11 protein-coding genes, 1 other RNA gene and 1 pseudogene are annotated in these 21,941 nt (G+C 46.7%); 7 read left to right on the forward strand and 6 right to left on the reverse strand.

Annotated elements, in window-relative coordinates; translation table 11 throughout:
* Positions 1 to 193 precede the first annotated feature (193 nt).
* The 3 genes from zapA to AC5JQI_RS13660 all read left to right on the forward strand — a co-directional run bounded on the left by zapA (position 194) and on the right by AC5JQI_RS13660 (position 1,497).
* Positions 194 to 499, forward strand: coding sequence for a cell division protein ZapA (gene zapA / locus AC5JQI_RS13650; RefSeq protein WP_092547424.1), 306 nt, complete (start codon positions 194 to 196; stop codon positions 497 to 499).
* 153 nt (positions 500 to 652) lie between these two features.
* Positions 653 to 836, forward strand: a non-coding RNA gene (gene ssrS / locus AC5JQI_RS13655) — 6S RNA.
* Between the two features lie 49 nt (positions 837 to 885).
* Positions 886 to 1,497 carry a 5-formyltetrahydrofolate cyclo-ligase gene (locus AC5JQI_RS13660; RefSeq protein WP_493912555.1) on the forward strand — a complete coding sequence of 204 codons (612 nt, stop codon included), beginning with the start codon at positions 886 to 888 and terminating at the stop codon, positions 1,495 to 1,497.
* A gap of 72 nt (positions 1,498 to 1,569) precedes the next feature.
* Here AC5JQI_RS13660 and serA read toward each other — a convergent pair whose 3' ends face one another.
* The gene (serA, locus tag AC5JQI_RS13665; RefSeq protein WP_493912556.1) at positions 1,570 to 2,811 is read right to left on the reverse strand and encodes a phosphoglycerate dehydrogenase; all 1,242 of its coding nucleotides are present in this window, start codon (positions 2,809 to 2,811) and stop codon (positions 1,570 to 1,572) included.
* A 332-nt stretch (positions 2,812 to 3,143) separates the two neighbouring features.
* A complete protein-coding gene (gene rpiA, locus AC5JQI_RS13670) occupies positions 3,144 to 3,803 on the reverse strand; it encodes a ribose-5-phosphate isomerase RpiA (protein ID WP_493912557.1) in 660 nt (219 codons plus the stop codon).
* A 228-nt stretch (positions 3,804 to 4,031) separates the two neighbouring features.
* On the opposite strand from rpiA, the gene AC5JQI_RS13675 reads away from it, so the two are divergent.
* Complete coding sequence (locus AC5JQI_RS13675) at positions 4,032 to 4,937, forward strand: LysR family transcriptional regulator ArgP (RefSeq protein WP_493912558.1); 906 nt, start codon at positions 4,032 to 4,034, stop codon at positions 4,935 to 4,937.
* On the opposite strand, the gene AC5JQI_RS13680 is transcribed toward AC5JQI_RS13675, so the two are convergent.
* The 4 genes from AC5JQI_RS13680 to AC5JQI_RS13695 all read right to left on the reverse strand — a co-directional run bounded on the left by AC5JQI_RS13680 (position 4,934) and on the right by AC5JQI_RS13695 (position 7,976).
* Positions 4,934 to 5,668, reverse strand: a complete 735-nt coding sequence (locus tag AC5JQI_RS13680) for an oxidative stress defense protein (protein ID WP_493912559.1) — start codon at positions 5,666 to 5,668, stop codon at positions 4,934 to 4,936. The two genes, AC5JQI_RS13675 and AC5JQI_RS13680, sit on opposite strands and share 4 nt — an antisense overlap.
* An 88-nt stretch (positions 5,669 to 5,756) precedes the next feature.
* Positions 5,757 to 6,380, reverse strand: coding sequence for an arginine exporter ArgO (argO, locus tag AC5JQI_RS13685; RefSeq protein ID WP_493912560.1), 624 nt, complete (start codon positions 6,378 to 6,380; stop codon positions 5,757 to 5,759).
* Positions 6,381 to 6,560: 180 nt separating this feature from the next.
* Positions 6,561 to 7,433 (reverse strand): small-conductance mechanosensitive channel MscS, encoded by an 873-nt coding sequence (gene mscS / locus AC5JQI_RS13690; protein ID WP_493912561.1) that lies wholly within the window; start codon positions 7,431 to 7,433, stop codon positions 6,561 to 6,563.
* 171 nt (positions 7,434 to 7,604) lie between these two features.
* Positions 7,605 to 7,976, reverse strand: coding sequence for a YacL family protein (locus tag AC5JQI_RS13695; RefSeq protein WP_493912562.1), 372 nt, complete (start codon positions 7,974 to 7,976; stop codon positions 7,605 to 7,607).
* Between the two features lie 225 nt (positions 7,977 to 8,201).
* Between AC5JQI_RS13695 and AC5JQI_RS13700 the strand changes: the two are divergent.
* The 3 genes and pseudogenes from AC5JQI_RS13700 to AC5JQI_RS13710 all read left to right on the forward strand — a co-directional run.
* Positions 8,202 to 8,360 (forward strand): annotated as a pseudogene (locus AC5JQI_RS13700) (Fe-S cluster assembly protein HesB); the annotation flags it as partial.
* A 363-nt stretch (positions 8,361 to 8,723) separates the two neighbouring features.
* On the forward strand, positions 8,724 to 8,831 hold the full coding sequence (locus AC5JQI_RS13705; RefSeq protein ID WP_493912563.1) for a transposase: 108 nt from the start codon (positions 8,724 to 8,726) through the stop codon (positions 8,829 to 8,831).
* A 612-nt stretch (positions 8,832 to 9,443) separates the two neighbouring features.
* The gene (locus AC5JQI_RS13710) at positions 9,444 to 21,884 is read left to right on the forward strand and encodes a non-ribosomal peptide synthetase (RefSeq protein ID WP_493912564.1); all 12,441 of its coding nucleotides are present in this window, start codon (positions 9,444 to 9,446) and stop codon (positions 21,882 to 21,884) included.
* Positions 21,885 to 21,941 lie beyond the last annotated feature (57 nt).

A 21,941-nucleotide genomic window follows, 5' to 3' on the forward strand; every position in this document is an offset into this window, starting at 1 on the left:
TGTTTTTATACCAAAATTAACTTTGTGCCCAATAGATTTTAAATTGTAATTCAACCAACTATATCCAATGGATTTCGGGTTACAGCCGACAAAGCTGCAACTTGAAAGATACAGGGTATAAACTGCAATTTGAAAGATGAAGGGTATATGTCAAAATCAAGGTATCGGCGCAGTAATAAATCAGGAAGGTGTCATGTCTGCACAACCAGTAGATATTCAGATTTTTGGGCGGTCATTACGTGTCAATTGTCCACCAGAGCAGATAGAAGCATTGCAAGCTGCTGCGGAGGAACTTGATCAGCGTTTACATAACCTCAAAGAACGCACCAGAGTCACTAATACTGAGCAACTGGTTTTTATTGTGGCACTGAATGTCTGTCACGAGTTGGCACAGGAGAAAGTGAAAACCTGTGATTATGCTTACAATATGGAACAAAAAATAAAAATGCTCCAGCAGACCATTGAGAATGCATTGTTAGAACAAGGTAAAATTACCTGATACTCCTTACCCGTCAATGGATTAGGTTTTGTTGATAAATCAGGCAGTAGTTACTCTAGATTAATATAAGCAGTTGCTTTCTTCATTCAGTTCCATACAATAGGTTTCATAGCGCTGCTTAGAGTCTATTTAGTTGGTTTAAGCAGCAAAAAATTTTCTCTGAGGTGTTCGTCAGCAGGTAAGTCCCCTGAGCCGATATTTCATCTCTATAGAATGTGGTGCTCTGTCTCTTGTGAGCATGCTTGGCTAGACCAAGAAGCCTAATAGGGGCGACACTACGTTCACCTTGAACCAAGGGTTCAAGGGTTACCACCTGCAACGGCATCTTGGAGAAACCCAATTTTTTATCTGTTTTGTGTCCTTTTCTGCGTCAATAGGCAGGTATTATGCAATCAGATTCCTTTACGTCTCCCCATTCTTTGTCTTTACGAAACTCCATCAGAAAAAAGATCCGGCAATTACGTCAAAGTGTCTCCCCTGAAAAACAGTTACAATTAGCTCAGCAAGCAACCGAACGAGTCATTGCTCATCCTAAAGTTCAGCAGGCTAACAAAATTGCGCTGTATCTCTCCTTTGATGGAGAATTAGATACTCGTCCATTAATTCAACAACTTTGGCAACAAAATAAACAGGTCTACTTGCCAATATTGCATCCTTTCAGCCAACATCATTTGCTGTTCCTTCGTTACCAAGCTGATACTCCCCTTATTAAAAACCGTTTTAACATAGAAGAGCCTTCTTTGGATGTCCGACAGGTTCTACCCATCCCTGAGCTTGATCTTATGTTTATTCCACTCGTTGCTTTCGATTGCACGGGACAACGTTTAGGAATGGGGGGCGGGTTCTACGATAGAACGCTCGCAAAATGGCAACAACAAAATTTCTACCCCATCGGGTTGGCACATGATTTTCAATTGGTTGAAACATTACCCAGCGCAAGCTGGGATATTCCTCTGCCAGAGATCATTACACCAGAAAAAACATGGCAATGGATATAAATTTTTAACTTATTGAGAGGGAGTATTGAAGAAGACAATACTCCCTGTTTTTAATCAGCTCAGTTTCTTTTATCAATAAAGCAAGCGAGAACGGATCGTGCCAGGCACGGCTTTCAATTGTTGTAATACCAATTCAGCTTGAGCCGTATTTTGCGTCGTGATATCGATTACCACATAACCAATATCGCCTTCAGTCCGCAAATATTGCGCTTCAATATTGATTTCCTGATCAGTGAAGACTTGGTTGATGTTGGTTAAGATGCCCGGACGGTTTTCATGGATATGCAGTAATCGGTTAGTATCCTTAGCATGGATAGGCAATGAAACTTCCGGGAAATTAACCGCTGACAATGTAGAGCCGTTATCAGAATATTTGACTAACTTACCTGCGACTTCATAACCGATGTTCTGTTGGGCTTCCTGTGTTGATCCCCCGATATGTGGTGTCAGCAGTACGTTGTCAAATTTACTTAATGGCGAAGTGAAAAGCTCGCTGTTTGTTGCAGGCTCCACTGGAAATACATCAAGTGCAGCGCCAGCAAGGTGCCCAATCTCCAACGCTTCACTTAAGGCAGGAATATCCACAACGGTACCGCGCGATGCATTGATCAGAATTGAACCTGGTTTCATCAGTTCCAACTCTGTTGCACCAATCATATTTCTGGTTGAGTTTGTTTCGGGAACGTGCAGACTCACAACATCGCTCATATTCAACAATTCAGATAGATGATGGACTTGCTGTGCATTGCCCAATGGTAATTTGTGTTCTATATCATAGAAATAAACATTCAGGCCGATATTTTCAGCCAAGATACCCAACTGTGTACCGATATGACCGTAACCAATAATACCGAGTTTTTTTCCGCGAGCTTCATAACAACCCGTTGCCTGCTTATCCCAAACGCCTCTGTGAGCTTTCGCATTTGCTTCAGGAATACGACGCAACAGCAACAGCAACTCACCCAACACCATTTCAGCTACAGAACGAGTATTGGAAAATGGTGCATTAAAGACTGGAATACCGCGTTTTGCCGCGGCCTTCAGATCCACTTGATTGGTACCAATACAGAAACATCCCACTGCAACCAATTTTTCTGCTGCGGCGAAAATTTCTTCAGTCAACTGAGTACGCGAACGAATTCCCACAAAGCGTGCATCACGAATCGCATCTTTTAATGCTTCCGGCTCCAATGCACCTTTGTGATATTCTATATTGCTGTATCCAGCCGCTTTCAAATTGTCTACTGTGCTTTGATGAACGCCTTCCAGTAGCAGAAATTTAATTTTGTCCTTTTCTAAAGATACCTTAACCATTTGCCCACCCTAGTTGTACTTATACCCTTCATCTTTCAAACTGCCGTTTTGTCGGCTGTAACCCGAAATCCACTGGGTATAATTTTCTTAACACCGATAGATTCCACCAAAATAACAAAAAAAACGACAACAGCAAGACAACCGATTGCTTATATCACAGAATAAGCAACAGTAAATAAGTTGTTATGCAAAGTAAAATAATTCGTTACAGGACAAAAACAGGGTTTTGAGGTTTTTTTAGGCAGAAAAGTGATATATATAACCAAATTTTCTTTTTTTGAATAAATACTAAAATATTTTGAGGACAGACTATTCTGCCCTCTAATAAATGGTTACTCTGTGAGAATTTTAACGCCGTTCTCAGTTCCTACCAGAACGACATTAGCGCCACGATTGGCAAAAAGGCCAACGGTTACCACACCCGCAATACCATTAATTTGGTTCTCTAACTCAATCGGATCAACGATAGAAAAATTATGGACATCCAGAATGTCATTGCCATTATCCGTCACCACGTTTTCACGATAGACCGGGGTTCCTCCCAATTTCACCAGTTCACGAGCAACATGGGCACGTGCCATTGGGATAACTTCAACCGGGAGTGGGAATTTACCCAATACGTCTACTTGCTTAGAGGTATCAATAATACAGATAAATTTCTTTGCAACAGCGGCAATGATTTTTTCTCGGGTCAATGCTGCGCCACCACCTTTGATCATTTGCATCTGACCATTGATTTCATCAGCGCCATCAACATAAATATCCAAAGCATCAACATCATTGCAATCAAATATAGGAATGCCGAGACTTTTCAATTTTTCAGTCGATGCTTCTGAACTGGACACCGTGCCTTTAATTTTATCTTTGATTGTTCCTAACGCATCAATAAAATGCGCTGCCGTTGAACCCGTACCAACACCTACGATTGTATCTGGTTTGACGTATTCCAATGCCGCCCAGCCCACTGCTTTTTTCAGTTCATCCTGAGTCATATCAATCACAGCCTATAATCAGTTACAAGGAAAAATCTGACTACTAGTATAAACAATATTGCCTCATCCCACGAAAAAATATGGCATAGTGCTACCCAGTCCACATAATGTTATTCAGAATTCAATGGTTATTTAAACCAGGATTTCAGATGCAGCGCGACGACAAGGAACAAATCTCAGGGAGTATAGATAGCTGTATGTTTATAAAAATGGAGAGTCTTATTTTCAATGAAACGTCCTGATTACCGATCCCTGCAAGCACTGGATGCAGTGATCCGAGAGCGTGGTTTCGAGCGGGCGGCACAAAAACTTTGCATCACCCAATCTGCGGTATCCCAACGAATCAAACAATTAGAAAATTTGTTTGGTCAGCCTCTGTTGGTGCGTACCGTTCCCCCCCTCCCCACAGAGCAAGGGCAAAAACTGCTCGCACTATTACATCAGGTAGAATTGCTGGAGGCACAATGGCTCGGCGATGAAAATGGTAACGACATTCCGCTATTGCTCTCTCTCGCCGTTAACGCAGATAGTTTAGCTACATGGCTTTTACCGGCTCTTCATCCAGTTTTGTCCGATTTGCCCATACGGTTAAATATTCAGGTGGAAGATGAAACCCGAACTCAAGAACGCTTGCGGCGCGGGGAAGTCGTTGGGGCAATCAGTATCCAATCCCAACCTCTGCCAAGCTGTCTGGTTGATAAGTTAGGTGCCCTTGATTATCTGTTTGTTGCCTCACCGACATTTGCAGAACGCTTTTTTCCCAACGGAGTCACTCGTCCAGCATTGCTGAAAGCACCTGCTGTTGCATTTGACCATTTGGATGATATGCACCAAGCATTTTTACAACAGAATTTTGACCTATCACCGGGCAGTGTTCCCTGCCATATCGTGAATTCTTCTGAGGCTTTTGTTCAATTGGCAAAACAAGGCTCAACTTGTTGCATGATCCCTCACTTACAAATCTGCAAGGAGCTGAAAGCCGGGGAACTAATTGATTTAACACCTGGTCTATACCAGCGTCGTATGCTTTATTGGCATCGTTTTGCCCCAGAAAGCGGAGTAATGAAAAAAGTCACTGACACCCTGTTAAAACTAGGGCGTCAGATGTTACGTCAAGAAGATGAAATTAATTAACGTTGTAACTCAAAAACGGCGTCAACGTGATCTGAGAATTCAATGCTCTGTGGTTCATAAGTTTCATTGACTGAATCTGAAACGGGTGCTGCCATCAGAGCTGCTTGGTATTTCAGGCGGCTCATTGGAGCAGCTACGGCTTCTGGGGCACGGTAATTGATGCTATATACAGGCCCTAGTTTACCATTGAACCCTTTTGCCAGTGCAGTCGCCTGCTGAATAGCACTCTCTATCGCTTTTTGTCTGGCTTCATCACGATAACGTTGTGGGTTATCAACACTGAACTGAACGGAACTAATTTCATTCAGTCCTGCTTTCAACGCGCCATCCAGCAATGTATTCAACTGATCTAGTTTATGAACTTTGACTTCAACTGAACGTGATGCTTTATAGCCTGTAATCGTTGATTTACCAGTTCTTTGTTCATATTGATATTCTGGTTGAGTGCGCAAATTAGCAGCATCAATATCTTTCTTTTCGATGCCACTATTTTTCAGAAAATCAAAATATTTCGCGACGCGTTCATCCACTTTTTTCTTTGCATCTGCCGCGTTTTTCTGAGTCTCACTCACATTGATCATTAACGTGGCCATATCTGGTGTTGCTTTGATTATCGCGTTACCAGAGGTAGAAATATGTGGAACAGATGGCAATTCAGCAGCGGAAGCAGCCATACTGGGCAATCCTCCCAAAGCCATCATTGCGGCCAATACCAGTGATTTATATTTCACAAAACCTCCTTCAAATATAGCAAATATACATACATTAGTAAGGTACTTTCAGAAACATTAGCACAATATTCTACAGTAAGTATTGATATCAGTAAAAAATCTGCAATCCTTGTTTAATTAATCCCCAAGCGATATACCACATCACACAACCGATAAAGAGATTAATGATCTTTTGCGATCTGGGTTGATTAAGAACAGGTGAGAACCACGCCGACAAAAATGATAATGCGAAAAACCAACTGATTGATGCCAGCACTGCTCCGATGGTAAACCACGGTCGGAGATCCATTGATAATTGCCCCCCTATGCTACCCAATACCACAAAAGTATCCAGATAAACATGAGGATTCAGCCATGTTACTGCAAATAGCGTCACTATGACCCGCCAGCGGCTCTGAGCAATATTTTCAACATAGGAAAGTTCAGCTTCCGCCGATAATGCCGACCGGAAAGCGCCCCATCCATACCACAGTAAAAAAGCAACACCACCCCATGTCACTGCTTGCAGCAAAAATATCGACTGACCAAGCAATGCACTGCCACCAAATATCCCGGCTACCATAAGGAGAACATCACTGGCAGAACATAATGTCGCACTCATTACATGAAACTGTTTTCTGCTTCCCTGCTGCATTACAAAAACATTTTGCGGGCCAAGCGGCAGGATCATTGCAGCACTGAGGAAAAAACCCTGAACAAATGTCGATAACATGCAAATAGTCCTAATAATCATTCAATTAGTTACAATACAAATGCATATTAGGCAATATTCTGTATTAGGGAAAATGAATCATTCTTATCCATCATTAGAAAAAATGATGGCGATGTTATGTAAACCGGGATTCAAATTTGGTGTGAGCCAAAAGATCCTCACACCAATCTGTTTTTCTAATTATTCGCCCGTATTCTTCTGTAAGGCGACCTGTTGTTGGTGTAAGTAAACATCCATTTGTGGGAATGGAATGCCAATATTGTGCTTATCTAAGGTACGCTTAAAGTTTTCCATCAAATCCCAGTACACATTCCAGGCCTCACCATTGGTAGTCCATATACGCACAATAAAATTCAGTGATGAAGGAGCCATTTCATGCAGGCGAATGGTAACACCCCTTTCATGTTGGATGCGTTTATCTTCTTTAATCACATCGCCCAACACTCTTTTTACTTCATCAATATCCGCATTATATGCAACTCCTACCATAATTTGGGTACGGCGGTTAGGTTCACGGCTAGTATTGATAATATTATCCGCAATAATCTTACCATTGGGGATCACAATGATGCGATCATCTGCCGTACGTAATGTAGTAGAGAAAATCTGCACTTGTACGACGGTTCCCTCTACAGCACCGATACTGACATATTCACCTGTACGGAGCGGGCGGAAGATCACCAATAAAACACCTGCGGCAAAATTAGACAGTGACCCCTGTAATGCCAGACCGACAGCCAAACCTGCGGCACCGATTACTGCAATCACAGACGCTGTCTGTATACCCAACTTCCCAAGAACAGCGATAACTGTAAACGCAATGACGGCATAACGAATAATTGCAGACAAAAAATCAGAAATAGTGATATCAATACCACGCAATGACATCACACGTTTGACTGCTTTACTGCCAAGCTTGGCAATAAATAAACCAACGATAAGAATTAAGATGGCAGATACAATATTTACCGCATACTGGATAAGTAAATCCTGATTGCTGGCAAACCAGCCTGCCGCTTTATCAATCTGAGTTGATAGATTGATCTCTTCCATACAAAGCCCACCGTTATTGTTGGAACCTATCTCACTCAGTGCTATTACTGGATATGAACACCACCGATTGACACAGGCTCCTGTTCAAAAAATAGAAAAACCACGATCAAAACACAAAAATAATGGAATATCGATTATGGCAGAAAACTATCACATATTGAACGTTAATACTTATGTTTGATTTTTCTGCAAAACAAACTCTTTGTAATCAGCCAACATGACAACAAAATCGTCTGTTCCACAAAACGCTAAGCTCTCGTTATCGTAGTAGCTCATTCCCTCTTCCAGCATCTCCGTATCAAACTGAAGTTGATTGGCCCTAATCATGATTTCATCTTCGCTCATTACTAGCGTATATTCATGACCTGCCAACTGCCACTGACGTTCACTACCTTTAATGTCTTTCAATGCTGCTATTATTTTATCCAATACGCTAAAATCACCTTTCACTTCCTCATTCATCCAATAACCAATTGCTTCATGATCCATTGAAAAAGACGTTGTTACCTGGCCAGTAAGATCCTGTATAAATTCATATTCCATCACATACCTCCACAATTTTTTTACTTATCTACTTCTATTTCAAAGCCGTCGCTTGAAATCTACTGGGATATGCCAAAACAATAGATTCGGATTTTAAACATTTCTGATAATCCCACCTCAGAGGTAGTCCACAAACTGATACAAAATTGCCATAAAAGCAGACATAAAAAAAGTGTAGTGGCTTAATGATCCCGGACACCTCACAAGCCTGCTAATCTGATTAATAGTGAAAAAGCGGCAAAAACAGGTGCACAGCAAATTGTGATTACCGATAGTCAAAGTAGTCCGCTGGCCAGTTTTAGTGATGTCTGTTTTGTGGTAAGGGAAGCACAAGTTAGTTCATTCCGTTTTCAGTCAACGGCTTTGTATTTGGTGCAGCCATGAACCATGGCACTGGCTTATCAGCAAGGAAATGCAGTTGATGATGCTTTTTAGTAGCTAATCATATACAGGATCTTAATCGATAACCCTTTATTTAAGATAGAAAAAAGGCTTCATTTATGATCTGATAATCGTCACCAAACTCATATCAAAACCACGGATGAAGCCTATGACAATTATCACTATAAAACACCAGTTAATGCAATTTTTCAGTGACATTTCTTTGAAAAAGATAGCCTTTCGATGTGGATTTATTCAACGCGTGAGAAATATCGAGCCTCATATGTTCATCCTCAGTCTTATCGCCGCGCTGAGTTCAGGGAAAATCACGTCTAACGTTTCTGTCTCTGGCTGACCAACTTATCAATGGAGAAATTTACAGCCCACGACATCATGGATATTTATCGTTGCCGTTGGAAAATTGAGTTGCGGTTCAAAGAGTTAAAATCGCACACGATTTTTAAAAATCAGTAAGATAAATTGTGGTTTATCATGCATCTTCAGGTTTATTGCGTATATGATTTATAATTAACGTTTACATTAGTTATATAATTTTATTATTATAAAATTATATTTAATCAGGTTGGTTAATGATTTTTACGTATATGAATACATACTAATCAATATAACCAATAATAAGTAATTTCCTTATGGTGAAATCTGTTCCCTATAGAATTCAGTTAGGCCCATTTTGCAGAGAATTATCAAAGTAAACCTAATATTAATTAATGATCAGGAGGTTGATTTCTCTACGTAACTATTTAATTTTTAAATTAAATAGTTTACATACAACATTAATTCCATATGGACAAAATACAGCAGGGATATGGAATATCTTCCTCCAGTTCACTGTGTTAATTGTTTATTCCATTTTCAGAAAAATAATTATCTAAGAATTGTTAATTATGCGGCTATTAACAGGGCTATTACATCAGCACCCAATAAAAAGTGTTGTCTGAGGATCTTAATTGATACTTGGCGCGCCCCCTATTTCTTTGCAGAAAGAAATAGGGGAAAAGCATTTGTTGTGACTGTTGAGAGTGAAATTTTTCAAATAACTAAGAGATTCGTTGAGGTAATAAGTAGATGAAAGATAGCATGGCTAAAAAGGGAATTATCTTTGACACGGGATTAGTACGAATACAGCCAGAAAAGGTCAGTGACGACATATCTGTTCAGAAACTTAATTTGTCGCCAGAAGCTGAACGTACACTGCTGTTGGAAACCTGGAATGCCACTGAGACCGTCTATCCTGATCAGTTAGGTATCCATCAGTTGTTTGAACGACAAGTAGAGAAAACCCCGACAGCGACGGCATTAATAGCAGGGGATAAGACCCTGAGTTATGCGGAATTGAATGCTCGTGCTAATCGACTGACTCATCAACTGATTAAACAAGGGATTGGCCCGAATGATCATGTAGCAATCCTGTTAGAACGATCTATTGAGTTAGTGGTGGCTCAATTGGCTATTCTCAAGGCAGGGGCAGTTTATATTCCTATCGACCCCAATGTACCGGACAAGAGAAAAAACTGGCTGATAAGAGATTGTTTAGCCAAATTGTTGCTCACTGATACGCAAACGGCTATTCCGACTGACTTGGATGTTTCGCTAATTCGCCTTTCTGATGAGGCAGACGTGAGCAAGGAAGAGGAAAGCCTTAATCCTGATTTACTTTGTTCCAGTACTGCGCCAGCGTATATCATGTACACCTCCGGCTCAACTGGCACCCCAAAAGGGGTGATCGTGCCTCACCGCGCCGTGGCCCGACTCGTTATTAATAATGGCTATCTTGAAATTGAAACCAATGACCGGGTTGCTTTCGCGGCTAATCCTGCGTTCGATGCCAGCACCTTTGAAGTGTGGGCTCCTTTGCTCAATGGCGGGGCACTGGTGGTGATCGACCACACCACTTTGTTGACGCCCCCGGAATTTGTACAGGAATTAGACAGTTATCAAATTAATACGCTATGGTTAAGCGCCGGCCTGTTTAACCGGCTGGCGACGGAGTTGCTCCCGGTTATGCCACAGTTGAAAAACTTAATTATCGGCGGTGATATCCTTGACCCTCATGTGATTACCCAAGTTTTACGCAATAATCCACCCCAGCAGTTATTGAATGGCTATGGGCCGACTGAAGGCACCACCTTTACCACCACGTACCGGATTAAGGCTTTAACCACAGGAACAACCAGTATTCCGATTGGCCGGCCCATTGCCAACACACGGGTTTACTTACTGGATGAGCAGGGCCAGCCAGTGCCATTGGGAATGATTGGCGAGATTTATGTGGGTGGCGACGGAGTGGCCTGTGGTTATCTCAATCGCCCTGAATTGACCGCTGAACGCTTTCTGTCTGATCCATTCAGTAACGTCCCGAATGCACGGATGTATCGGACGGGTGATTTAGCCCGCTACTTGCCTGATGGTAATTTGGAGTTTCTGGGGCGCAACGATCAGCAGGTTAAAATCCGTGGTTTCCGTATTGAACCGGGGGAAATTGAAACCCGACTGGCGGAATATCCGGCAGTGCGTGAAGCCGTGGTATTAGCGTCAGGCGAAGGGCAAGACAAGCAGTTAGTAGCTTATGTACTGGCAGAGCCGGATAACGAATTACCTGCCCACTTGCGTGAACACCTCAGTGCGCGGTTACCTGATTATATGGTGCCGGTGGCTTTTGTACGGTTGGATGTATTCCCGCTGACTGCCAATGGCAAACTGGATCGCCGGGCGTTGCCGGTACCGGGTGAAGAGGCCTTTGCCCGTCAGGTTTACGCTGCACCGCAAGGGGAGCGGGAAATTACATTAGCGACTCTCTGGCGTGAATTACTGGGTATTGAGCAGATAAGCCGACATGACAGCTTTTTTGCCCTGGGCGGTCATTCGTTGCTCGGCATACGCATGATTGAACAGCTACGTCATTTAGGTCTGACGCTGGCTGCCCGCGACCTGTTCCAGTCTCCAATACTGGCAGAGCTGGCCCAAACTCTGCGGCAACATCAGGTTGTGACAGTGCCGCCGAATCTCATTACCGCGGCGACCACGGCACTGACACCGGCGATATTACCGTTGATTGATTTGACTCAACCTGACATTGATCACATCGTCAGGCAAGTGCCCGGTGGGGCAGCTAATATTCAGGATATCTATGCGCTGTCACCGTTGCAGGACGGTATCTTGTTTCACCATTTGCTGGCGAAAGGAGGTGATCCTTACTTGCTGGCTTATCCGATGATCTTTGCTGACCGTGATTTGCTGGATCGCTATTTACTCGCGGTACAACAGGTAGTTGACCGCCATGATATTTTGCGTACCGCTTTTATCTGGCAGGGATTGTCTGTTCCGGCGCAAGTGGTCTGGCGTCAGGCTCCATTGTCAGTCACTGAACTCATGTTGAACCCGGCTGACGGGTCGGTGAGTGATCAACTGGCACAACGGTTTGATCCGCGCCAATATCGTCTCGATCTCAGTCAAGCGCCGTTATTACGCTTTGTAATAGCACAGGAAACGGATGGCCGCTGGTATGTACTGCAATTGCAACATCATCTGATTGGTGACCACACCACGCTGGAAGTCATGAACCGCGAAGTTCGGGATTATCTTGACGGACAGGGCAATGATTTACCGGCACCAGTGCCTTTCCGTAATCTGGTCGCTCAGGCCTACCAAGGGGTGAGTCAGGAAGAGTACACGCGCTTCTTTACCGACATGCTGGCGGAGGTGGATGAACCGACGTTACCGTTTGGGCTGACTGAAGTACATCGAGATGGTTCGCAGGTCATACAAGCGCACCGGACGCTGCCTCCTGTGCTGAATAACCGTCTGCGTGCGCAGGCGAGACGTCTGGGCGTCAGTCTGGCAACCCTGTGTCATTTAGCTTGGGCACAAGTATTGTCGCATACCAGCGGACAAGAGAAAGTGGTATTCGGCACGGTGCTGTTTGGACGCATGGCGGCGGGGGAAGGTGCTGACAGCGGTATGGGGCTGTTTATCAATACATTACCCCTGAGGCTGGATATAGATGGTACCTCGGTACATGATAGCGTCAGGATGGCACATGCCGGATTAGCCGGATTGCTGGATTATGAACATGCCTCACTGGCATTGGCCCAGCGTTGCAGTGGTGTACAGAGCGGCACACCGCTTTTTAGTGCCCTGTTGAATTACCGGCATCATGAACAACCAATGACACTGCATGAAATGGTGCCGGATATTGAATTTCTTGGTGAACAGGAGAGTACTAACTACCCGTTTGTTCTGTCGGTTGAGGATGGTATCGACACATTGGGTCTGACTGCTCAGGTGGTGGAACCGTTTGATTCAGAAAGAATATGCGGTTATATGCAGCAGGCGCTGGAAAGTCTGGCGGATGCCCTTGAACTGGCGCCGGAAACGCCGGTACGGGCACTCAATATTTTGCCTGCATCAGAACGCACGTTATTGCTGGAAACCTGGAGCACGGCTGAAACTCCTTATCCTGAACAACTGTGCATCCATCAGTTAATTGAGCAACAGGCGGAGAAAGCCCCGGATGCCACGGCACTGGTGTTTGAAAATCAGACACTCAGCCACGGACAATTGAATGCCAGTGCTAACCAGCTTGCCCACCAACTGATTGCCTTGGGTGTCGTGCCAGATCAACGGGTGGCGATTTGCATGACAAGTTCACCCGCGCGGGTAATAGCGGTGTTGGCAGTGCTGAAAGCGGGTGGGGCCTATGTGCCGTTAGATCCGGCTTATCCGGGAGAACGACTGTCACATATCCTGACCGATGCAGCCCCAGAGATATTGCTGGCGGACAGTACCGGACGAGCCGCATTGGGTGAACAGGCACTTGCAAGACTGACAATACTGGACCCAACTATCTTACCTGATCAGCCAGACCGCAATCCACAAGTTGCTGCCTTGACCTCCCGCCATCTCGCCTACGTGATTTACACGTCTGGATCGACCGGGATACCCAAAGGGGTGATGATTGAACATCGTGGGTTGATCAATCTTATTCAGGATAAAATCACCCGATTCGGCATTCATCCCGCCAGCCGAATGTTGCAGTTTGCTTCATTTGGCTTTGATGCCGGTGTCTGGGAAATCATGATGGCATTAGGCAGCGGAGCCTGTCTGGTTATTCCGGCCGAGACCGTTCGTCAAGACTCGCGTCGCCTTTGGCATTATCTGGAAGAACAATCGGTGACACATGCCTGCCTGACTCCTGCTCTGTTGCGGGATGGGGCTGATTTGCCAGCGATAACGATAAAACCGACATTGATATTGGGTGGTGAAGCCCCCAGCCCTGTGCTAATACGGTCACTAAGTCGTCAGGCAACCCTGTTTAATGCCTATGGCCCGACAGAAATTACGGTCTGTGCGACCAGTTGGCATTGCCCGTCACACTATACTGATATGCTGGTTCCCATCGGACGCCCAACGGCGAACACACGCATTTACCTGCTGGATAACGACGGCCAGCCAGTCCCATTAGGGGTGGTGGGAGAATTGTATATTGGTGGGGATGGTGTCGCTCGTGGCTATCTCAATCGTCCGGATCTGACTGACGAGCGCTTTCTGGCTGATCCATTCAGTGATGTGCCTGATTCCCGGATGTACCGGACCGGGGATTTAGTGCGCTACCTGCCGGACGGCAATCTGGTGTTTGTTGGCCGTAACGACCAGCAGATTAAAATCCGTGGTTTCCGCATTGAGCCGGGTGAAATTGAAACCCGGTTGGCAGAACATCCTATGGTGCATGAAGCGCGGGTAGTGACTTTGGGGGATGGTCAAGATAAGCGTTTGGTTGCCTATATTGTGGCCGAAGCGGATAGCGGATTAGCGGCCATTTTGCACGCCTATTTGAGCGCGGTATTACCTGAATATATGGTGCCGGCCGCTTTTGTGTGCCTGGAGGCCTTCCCGCTGACACCAAACGGTAAATTGGATCATCAGGCATTGCCCGCGCCGGGGGAAGATGCTTTCGCCCGCCAGATTTATGTTGCGCCACAAGGAGAAATGGAAATCGCAGTAGCGGCTATCTGGCGTGAATTACTGGGTGTTGAACAGATCGGCCGGTATGATAATTTCTTTTCCTTGGGCGGACATTCTCTGTCAGCGGTACGGATGATGAACCGGATAACCGCTTTCGGTGTCGATCTGCCGTTGGCCACGTTGTTTATGTCTCCGTCACTGGTGGCATTTACCGAAAAGATCTGCGCACAACGTCATGCGAACAATGATCAATTGCCTGAAATCAGGCCAATATCCCGTGATCGTGTTTTGCCTTTATCGTTTGGTCAACAGCGTTTGTGGTTTCTGGCGCAATTTGAGGGGATCAGTGACACCTATCATATTCCGACAGCCCTGCGCTTACGTGGACGGCTTGACCTTTCTGCCTGGCAACAGGCCCTGAATCGCCTGTTTGCCCGCCACGAAGCACTGCGTTCGGTTTTTATCACTGTAGAGGGTCAGCCTCAGGTTGAATTGTTGCCGGCGGAATTTGCTCTGCCGATGCAAAAATACGATTTGCGTAAAGCCTCTGACGTTGATGAACAGCTTGCGCATTTGTGCGCACAGGAAGCCAAAACACCGTTTGACCTTGCCCGTGGGCCTTTAATTCGTTGCGCACTGATCCAACTGGCCGAAGAGGAGCATTTATTCCTGCTGACTCAGCATCATATCATCTCTGATGGTTGGTCTTTAGGGATACTGGAATCAGAACTGGCGGCACTTTATGTTACTTGTCTGAATCAACAACCTGATCCGCTGCCGCCATTAACCATTCAATATCCTGATTATGCTGTCTGGCAGCGGCAGGTATTCTCTGATGAAGGCGTACAGGCGCAGAGTGATTACTGGCGTCGTACACTGGCAGATGCTCCGGTATTACTTGAATTGCCGCTGGACAGACCGCGACCCTCGCAGCAATCATTTGCCGGCGGTCAGGTAGCCGTACACTTTGATGCCACACTGGTACAGGCCCTGAAACTTCTGGGGCAACAGCACGGTACTACACTGTTTATGACACTGTTGACCGCTTGGGCTACGTTGTTATCGCGCCTGTCTGGTCAGGATGATGTGGTGATTGGTATACCGAGTGCCAACCGTAACCGGCGGGAAATTGAGTCACTGCTTGGTTTCTTTGTCAACACACTGGCGTTGCGTATTGATTTATCCGGTATGCCGGATGTGGTCACATTGCTACAGCGTGTACGGCAGACGACACTAGGGGCACAGGAACATCAGGACTTGCCTTTTGAGCAAGTGGTAGAAATTGTTCAGCCACCGCGCAGACCAGAGCATACGCCACTGTTTCAGGTGATGTTTGCCTGGCAAGAAAGTGAAACAAAGGAGTGGCAATTACCGGAACTGACGGTAACCCCCTTTGAGCTGGGATACGACATAGCGAAATTCGACCTGCAACTGGAATTAACGGAGAAGGCGGGCGAAATTGTCGGAGTGCTGAATTATTCTTCTGCCCTGTTCGACCATGAAACCATCGAAAGGCAGATGGGTTATTTGCAGGCTATATTGCGGGCAATGGTGAACCAGCCTCAACAACCTGTTGCGGTTATTGATATTTTGTCGTCCACGGAACGCACATTGTTGTTAAAAACCTGGAATGCCACTGAAACCGTGTATCCTGAATCGTTATGTATTCATCAACTTTTTGAACAGCAAGTGGAAAAAACTCCGCAGGCAACAGCCCTGATCGCAGGAGAAAAACACCTGAGCTACAGTGAACTGAATGTATGGGCAAACCGGCTGGCTCGTCAGTTAATTGGGCAAGGTGTTGGCTCCGGCGATCATATTGCGCTGTTGTTTGAGCGCTCCATCAAGCTGGTGGTGGCGCAACTGGCAGTACTTAAAGCTGGTGCAGTTTATCTCCCTCTGGACCCTGATATGCCGGATGGGCGGAAAAACTGGCTGATCAATGACTGTGCCGCCAAATTGTTACTTACCGATACACAGACAGCAATTCCGACTGACTTGATTGTCCCGTTGTTGCGTCTTTCCGATGAAAGCGAGGCGGTGAGTGAACAAGCCAGCGGACAAAAAAATAGTACTAACCTTGATTTACCGCGTATCAGCACGGAACTGGCCTATATTATGTACACCTCTGGCTCAACCGGCACTCCGAAAGGCGTTCTGGTACCGCACCGTGCCGTGGCTCGGTTGGTCATCAATAACGGTTACGTAGCCATCGAACCGGATGATCGGGTGGCCTTTACCGCGAATCCGGCTTTTGATGCCAGCACCTTTGACGTCTGGGCACCGTTGCTTAATGGGGGCGCGTTGGTCGTGATTGATCGTGCCATGTTATTGACACCGGTGGAACTCGTCCGGGCTGTACAAAACCATGGCATTACAGTGATGTGGCTGACTGTCGGGTTGTTTAACCGGTTGTTCACTGAGCTATCTCCGGCTCTGCCGCAGATAAAAACCCTGATTGTCGGGGGTGATGTTCTTGATCCTCATGTTATCAGTCAGGTATTGAATACCAGCCCACCACAACAACTCTTAAATGGCTATGGACCCAGTGAAGGCACCACTTTTACGACAACATACTGCATCAAGACATTAGAACAGGGTGCGACAAACATCCCTATTGGCCGACCCATTGCCAATACGCGGGTTTATCTGCTGGACAATCATGGTCAGCCAGTTCCGTTGGGAGCAATCGGTGAGATTTATATTGGGGGTGACGGGGTGGCCTGTGGCTATCTGAACCGTCCTGAATTAACCTCTGACCGTTTCCTGATTGATCCGTTCAGTGATATTCCGGGCGCGCGCCTGTACCGCACCGGAGATTTGGCCCGTTATTTGCCGGACGGCAATCTGGAATTTCTCGGCCGTAATGACCAGCAGGTCAAAATCCGGGGTTTCCGTATTGAACTGGGGGAAATTGAAGCCCGGTTAGCAGAACATCCGGCGGTGCGTGAAGCCACCGTGCTGGTGTTAGGGGATGGGCAGGACAAAAGCCTGGTGGCCTATATCGTGGCCGATGTAAATGAAGAATTGGTCAATAACCTGCGTAGCCATCTGAGTAAGGTGTTGCCGGATTATATGGTGCCGGCGGCGTTTATGCGTCTGGATGCCTTTCCGCTGACGCCTAACGGCAAGCTGGATCGTCGGGCGTTGCCGGTACCGGACAATGAGGCGTTTGCCCGGCAGGTCTATGCGGCTCCGCAGGGGGAAACCGAAATGGCATTGGCGGCGATTTGGTGTGAATTACTGGGCGTTGAGCGAATTGGCCGACATGACAGTTTCTTTGCTTTGGGCGGGCATTCGCTGCTGGCGGTCAAGATGATTGAACGTTTACGGCGTATTGGTTTAGGCCTGTCAGTACAAACGCTGTTCCAGCATCCGACATTAAGTGTATTAGCCCAATCTTTGGCTCAGCATTGTGAAATGAGTGTGCCTGACAACGTTATTACCCCGGATGCGACGATGCTAACACCAGCCATGTTGCCGCTGATTGATCTCACTCAATCTGACATTGATTGTATTGTTGAGCAAGTGTCGGGCGGGATAGCCAATATTCAGGATATCTATGCGCTGTCACCGTTACAGGATGGCATTTTATTCCACCATTTGTTGGCAAATGAGGGCGATCCCTATCTGCTGATCACGCAACAGGCTTTTGCCGATCGACGTTTACTCGACCGTTATCTGGCTGCGGTTCAACAGGTGGTTGACCGTCATGATATCTTGCGTACTGCTTTTATCTGGCAAGGTTTATCTGTGCCGGCACAGGTCGTTTGCCGTCAGGTACCTTTGTTAGTGACGGAATTGACGCTCGATCCGGCTGACGGGCTGATCAGTGACCAACTGGCCCGACGTTTCGATCCGCGTCAACATCGTATTGACCTGAATCAGGCACCATTATTACGTTTTGTTGTGGCACAAGAGAGCGATGGCCGTTGGATTGTGTTGCAATTGCTGCATCATCTCATTGGCGACCATACCACACTGGAAGTGATGAACAATGAAGTTCAGGCCTTTCTCACCGGACGAACAGACAGCTTGTCTGCGCCGGTGCCGTTCCGTCATCTGGTCGCACAGGCTCGGCAGGGTGTCAGTCAGGCAGAACATACCCGTTTCTTTACCGATATGTTGGCTGAGGTAGATGAGCCAACGCTGTCCTTTGGATTGTCGGAAGTGCACTATGATGGTTCACTGGTAACGGAATCTCACCGGATGCTGCCCGCGGAACTGAATGATCGCTTGCGTAATCAGGCGCGGCGCTTGGGTGTCAGTGTAGCGGCACTGTGCCATCTGGCCTGGGCACAGGTGCTGTCACGCACCAGCGGGCAGGATCGCGTGGTGTTCGGCACCGTGCTGTTTGGCCGTATGCAGGCAGGTGAAGGATCGGACAGCGGCATGGGGCTATTTATTAATACCTTGCCGTTGCGATTGGATATCGATCATACCTCGGTGCGGGACAGTGTACGCGCAGCACATGGCCGACTGGCAGGGTTGCTGGAACATGAACACGCTTCACTGGCGCTGGCGCAGCGCTGTAGTGGCGTAGCCCGTGGAACGCCGCTTTTTAATGCGCTGTTGAACTACCGACATAATACGCAGCCGGTAACGCCGAATGACATCGTGAGCGGCGTCGAATTCCTTGGCGCACAGGAGCGAACCAACTATCCGTTTGTGTTGTCGGTCGAGGATGGCGGCTCTGATCTGGGGCTGACGGCTCAAGTCGTGCAGCCATTTGATCCGGAACGGATATGCGGCTATATGCAGCAAGCGTTAGAAAGTCTGGCAGAAGCACTTGAGCAGGCACCTGATATGTCGGTACAGCAGTTAGAAATTCTGCCGGAAACTGAACGCACATTGTTGTTAAAAACCTGGAATGCCACTGAAACCGTGTATCCTGAATCGTTATGTATTCATCAACTTTTTGAACAGCAAGTGGAAAAAACTCCGCAGGCAACAGCCCTGATCGCAGGAGAAAAACACCTGAGCTACAGTGAACTGAATGTATGGGCAAACCGGCTGGCTCGTCAGTTAATTAGGCAAGGTGTTGGCTCCGGCGATCATATTGTGCTGTTGTTTGAGCGCTCCATCAAGCTGGTGGTGGCGCAACTGGCAGTACTTAAAGCTGGTGCAGTTTATCTCCCTCTGGACCCTGATATGCCGGATGGGCGGAAAAACTGGCTGATCAATGACTGTGCCGCCAAATTGTTACTTACCGATACACAGACAGCAATTCCGACTGACTTGATTGTCCCGTTGTTGCGTCTTTCCGATGAAAGCGAGGCGGTGAGTGAACAAGCCAGCGGACAAAAAAATAGTACTAACCTTGATTTACCGCGTATCAGCACGGAACTGGCCTATATTATGTACACCTCTGGCTCAACCGGCACTCCGAAAGGCGTTCTGGTACCGCACCGTGCCGTGGCTCGGTTGGTCATCAATAACGGTTACGCAGCCATCGAACCGGATGATCGGGTGGCCTTTACCGCGAATCCGGCTTTTGATGCCAGCACCTTTGACGTCTGGGCACCGTTGCTTAATGGGGGCGCGTTGGTCGTGATTGATCGTGCCATGTTATTGACACCGGTGGAACTCGTCCGGGCTGTACAAAACCATGGCATTACAGTGATGTGGCTGACTGTCGGGTTGTTTAACCGGTTGTTCACTGAGCTATCTCCGGCTCTGCCGCAGATAAAAACCCTGATTGTCGGGGGTGATGTTCTTGATCCTCATGTTATCAGTCAGGTATTGAATACCAGCCCACCACAACAACTCTTAAATGGCTATGGACCCAGTGAAGGCACCACTTTTACGACAACATACTGCATCAAGGCATTAGAACAGGGTGCGACAAACATCCCTATTGGCCGACCCATTGCCAATACGCGGGTTTATCTGCTGGACAATCATGGTCAGCCAGTTCCGTTGGGAGCAATCGGTGAGATTTATATTGGGGGTGACGGGGTGGCCTGTGGCTATCTGAACCGTCCTGAATTAACCTCTGACCGTTTCCTGATTGATCCGTTCAGTGATATTCCGGGCGCGCGCCTGTACCGCACCGGAGATTTGGCCCGTTATTTGCCGGACGGCAATCTGGAATTTCTCGGCCGTAATGACCAGCAGGTAAAAATCCGGGGTTTCCGTATTGAACTGGGGGAAATTGAAGCCCGGTTAGCAGAGCATCCGGCGGTGCGTGAAGCCACTGTGTTGGTGTTGGGGGATGGGCAGGATAAACGTCTGGTGGCTTATTATGTAGTGGCGCAAGCTAATAATATAGCGGCGTCTGCGGATAACGGATTGGCGACCCAATTACATCGTCATTTGAGAACCTTGTTGCCTGACTACATGATTCCGGCTGCTTTTGTGCAGTTGGATGCCTTTCCGTTGACCCCGAACGGCAAACTGGATCATCGGGCGTTGCCTGTGCCTGAGCAGCACACCTTTGCCCGCCAAATCTATGAAGCGCCGCAAGGGGAAACGGAAATCGTTATGGCAACTATCTGGCGTGAATTACTGGGCGTTGAGCGGATTGGCCGGCAAGACAACTTCTTTACCTTGGGAGGACACTCTCTGCTTGCCATGCGGATGATCAGTCTGGCCGCAGAGAGAGGGTTGATTTGTTCATTGAATAATCTGTTCCAATTTCCGGTGCTGGCGGAACTGGTGGCAGAGATCACACTAGATCCGCTATCTCAATCACAAAGCAGCGCCGTACCAATACGACCCGCTGGCACCGAACCGCCACTATTCTTTATACCTAGCGGCATGGAGGACTATTCCTATGTTTTCGGGCTGGCTCAGCATATTCAGGCGGATTACCCGATTTATGCGCTACCTTGGCCATTCATCAATGAAGCACTGCCGACCATTGAAGCCCTGGCAGTCAGAATGATTACCTTTATGAAAGCGGTGCGACCGGAAGGACCGTACCGGATATACGGCTATTCTTCTGGTGGTGTACTGGCTTATGCCATTGCTCAGCAACTCTTGAATGCTGGAGAGACAGTTGACTTTTTAGGCCTGATTGATACACCGGCTCCTCACCATCTCAAGGCACTGGTCATTCAACCTAAACTTCATTTTCTGGCTGATTTGGCAAGGCGGTCAGTAGATGAACATCCTCAGGAAATTGCGTCATTATATCAGAAAATGGATGAGCTGAATTTGGTGCAATTTATTGCCGCTGCACAGGAGTTGGCATTATACCCATCTAATTTGCGCCCTGATTTAATTGCAAGACGCTGGGAGCAGATAGGGAATTATGTTGAAATGGTCAAAGATTATAAGCCGAAAGCCCTTGCAATAACCTTGCATCAATTCTATGCCATGGAATCTTATCCGCAGATCCCGTTTGTTACGGATATTGAGCTACAGTCCGTAACAATGAAACCGTCGTTAGGTTGGGAGCAGATAATTCCCGACTCTTCGCTACAATTAACTCCTGTTCCTGGAGATCATTTTAGCCTGATGGAAGATAGCGAAAATAAAACGATTCTGGCTAAGATCTTAAGCACGGCATTGGCAATGAATTGTGAAGTGGAGGCGCTGTAATATCGGTGATATTGCGGGATGAGAAGCGATAATTAAAGATAGGGTTATCTGGTTAAA

The sequence above is a fragment of the Xenorhabdus sp. XBWT genome (assembly GCF_059072735.1).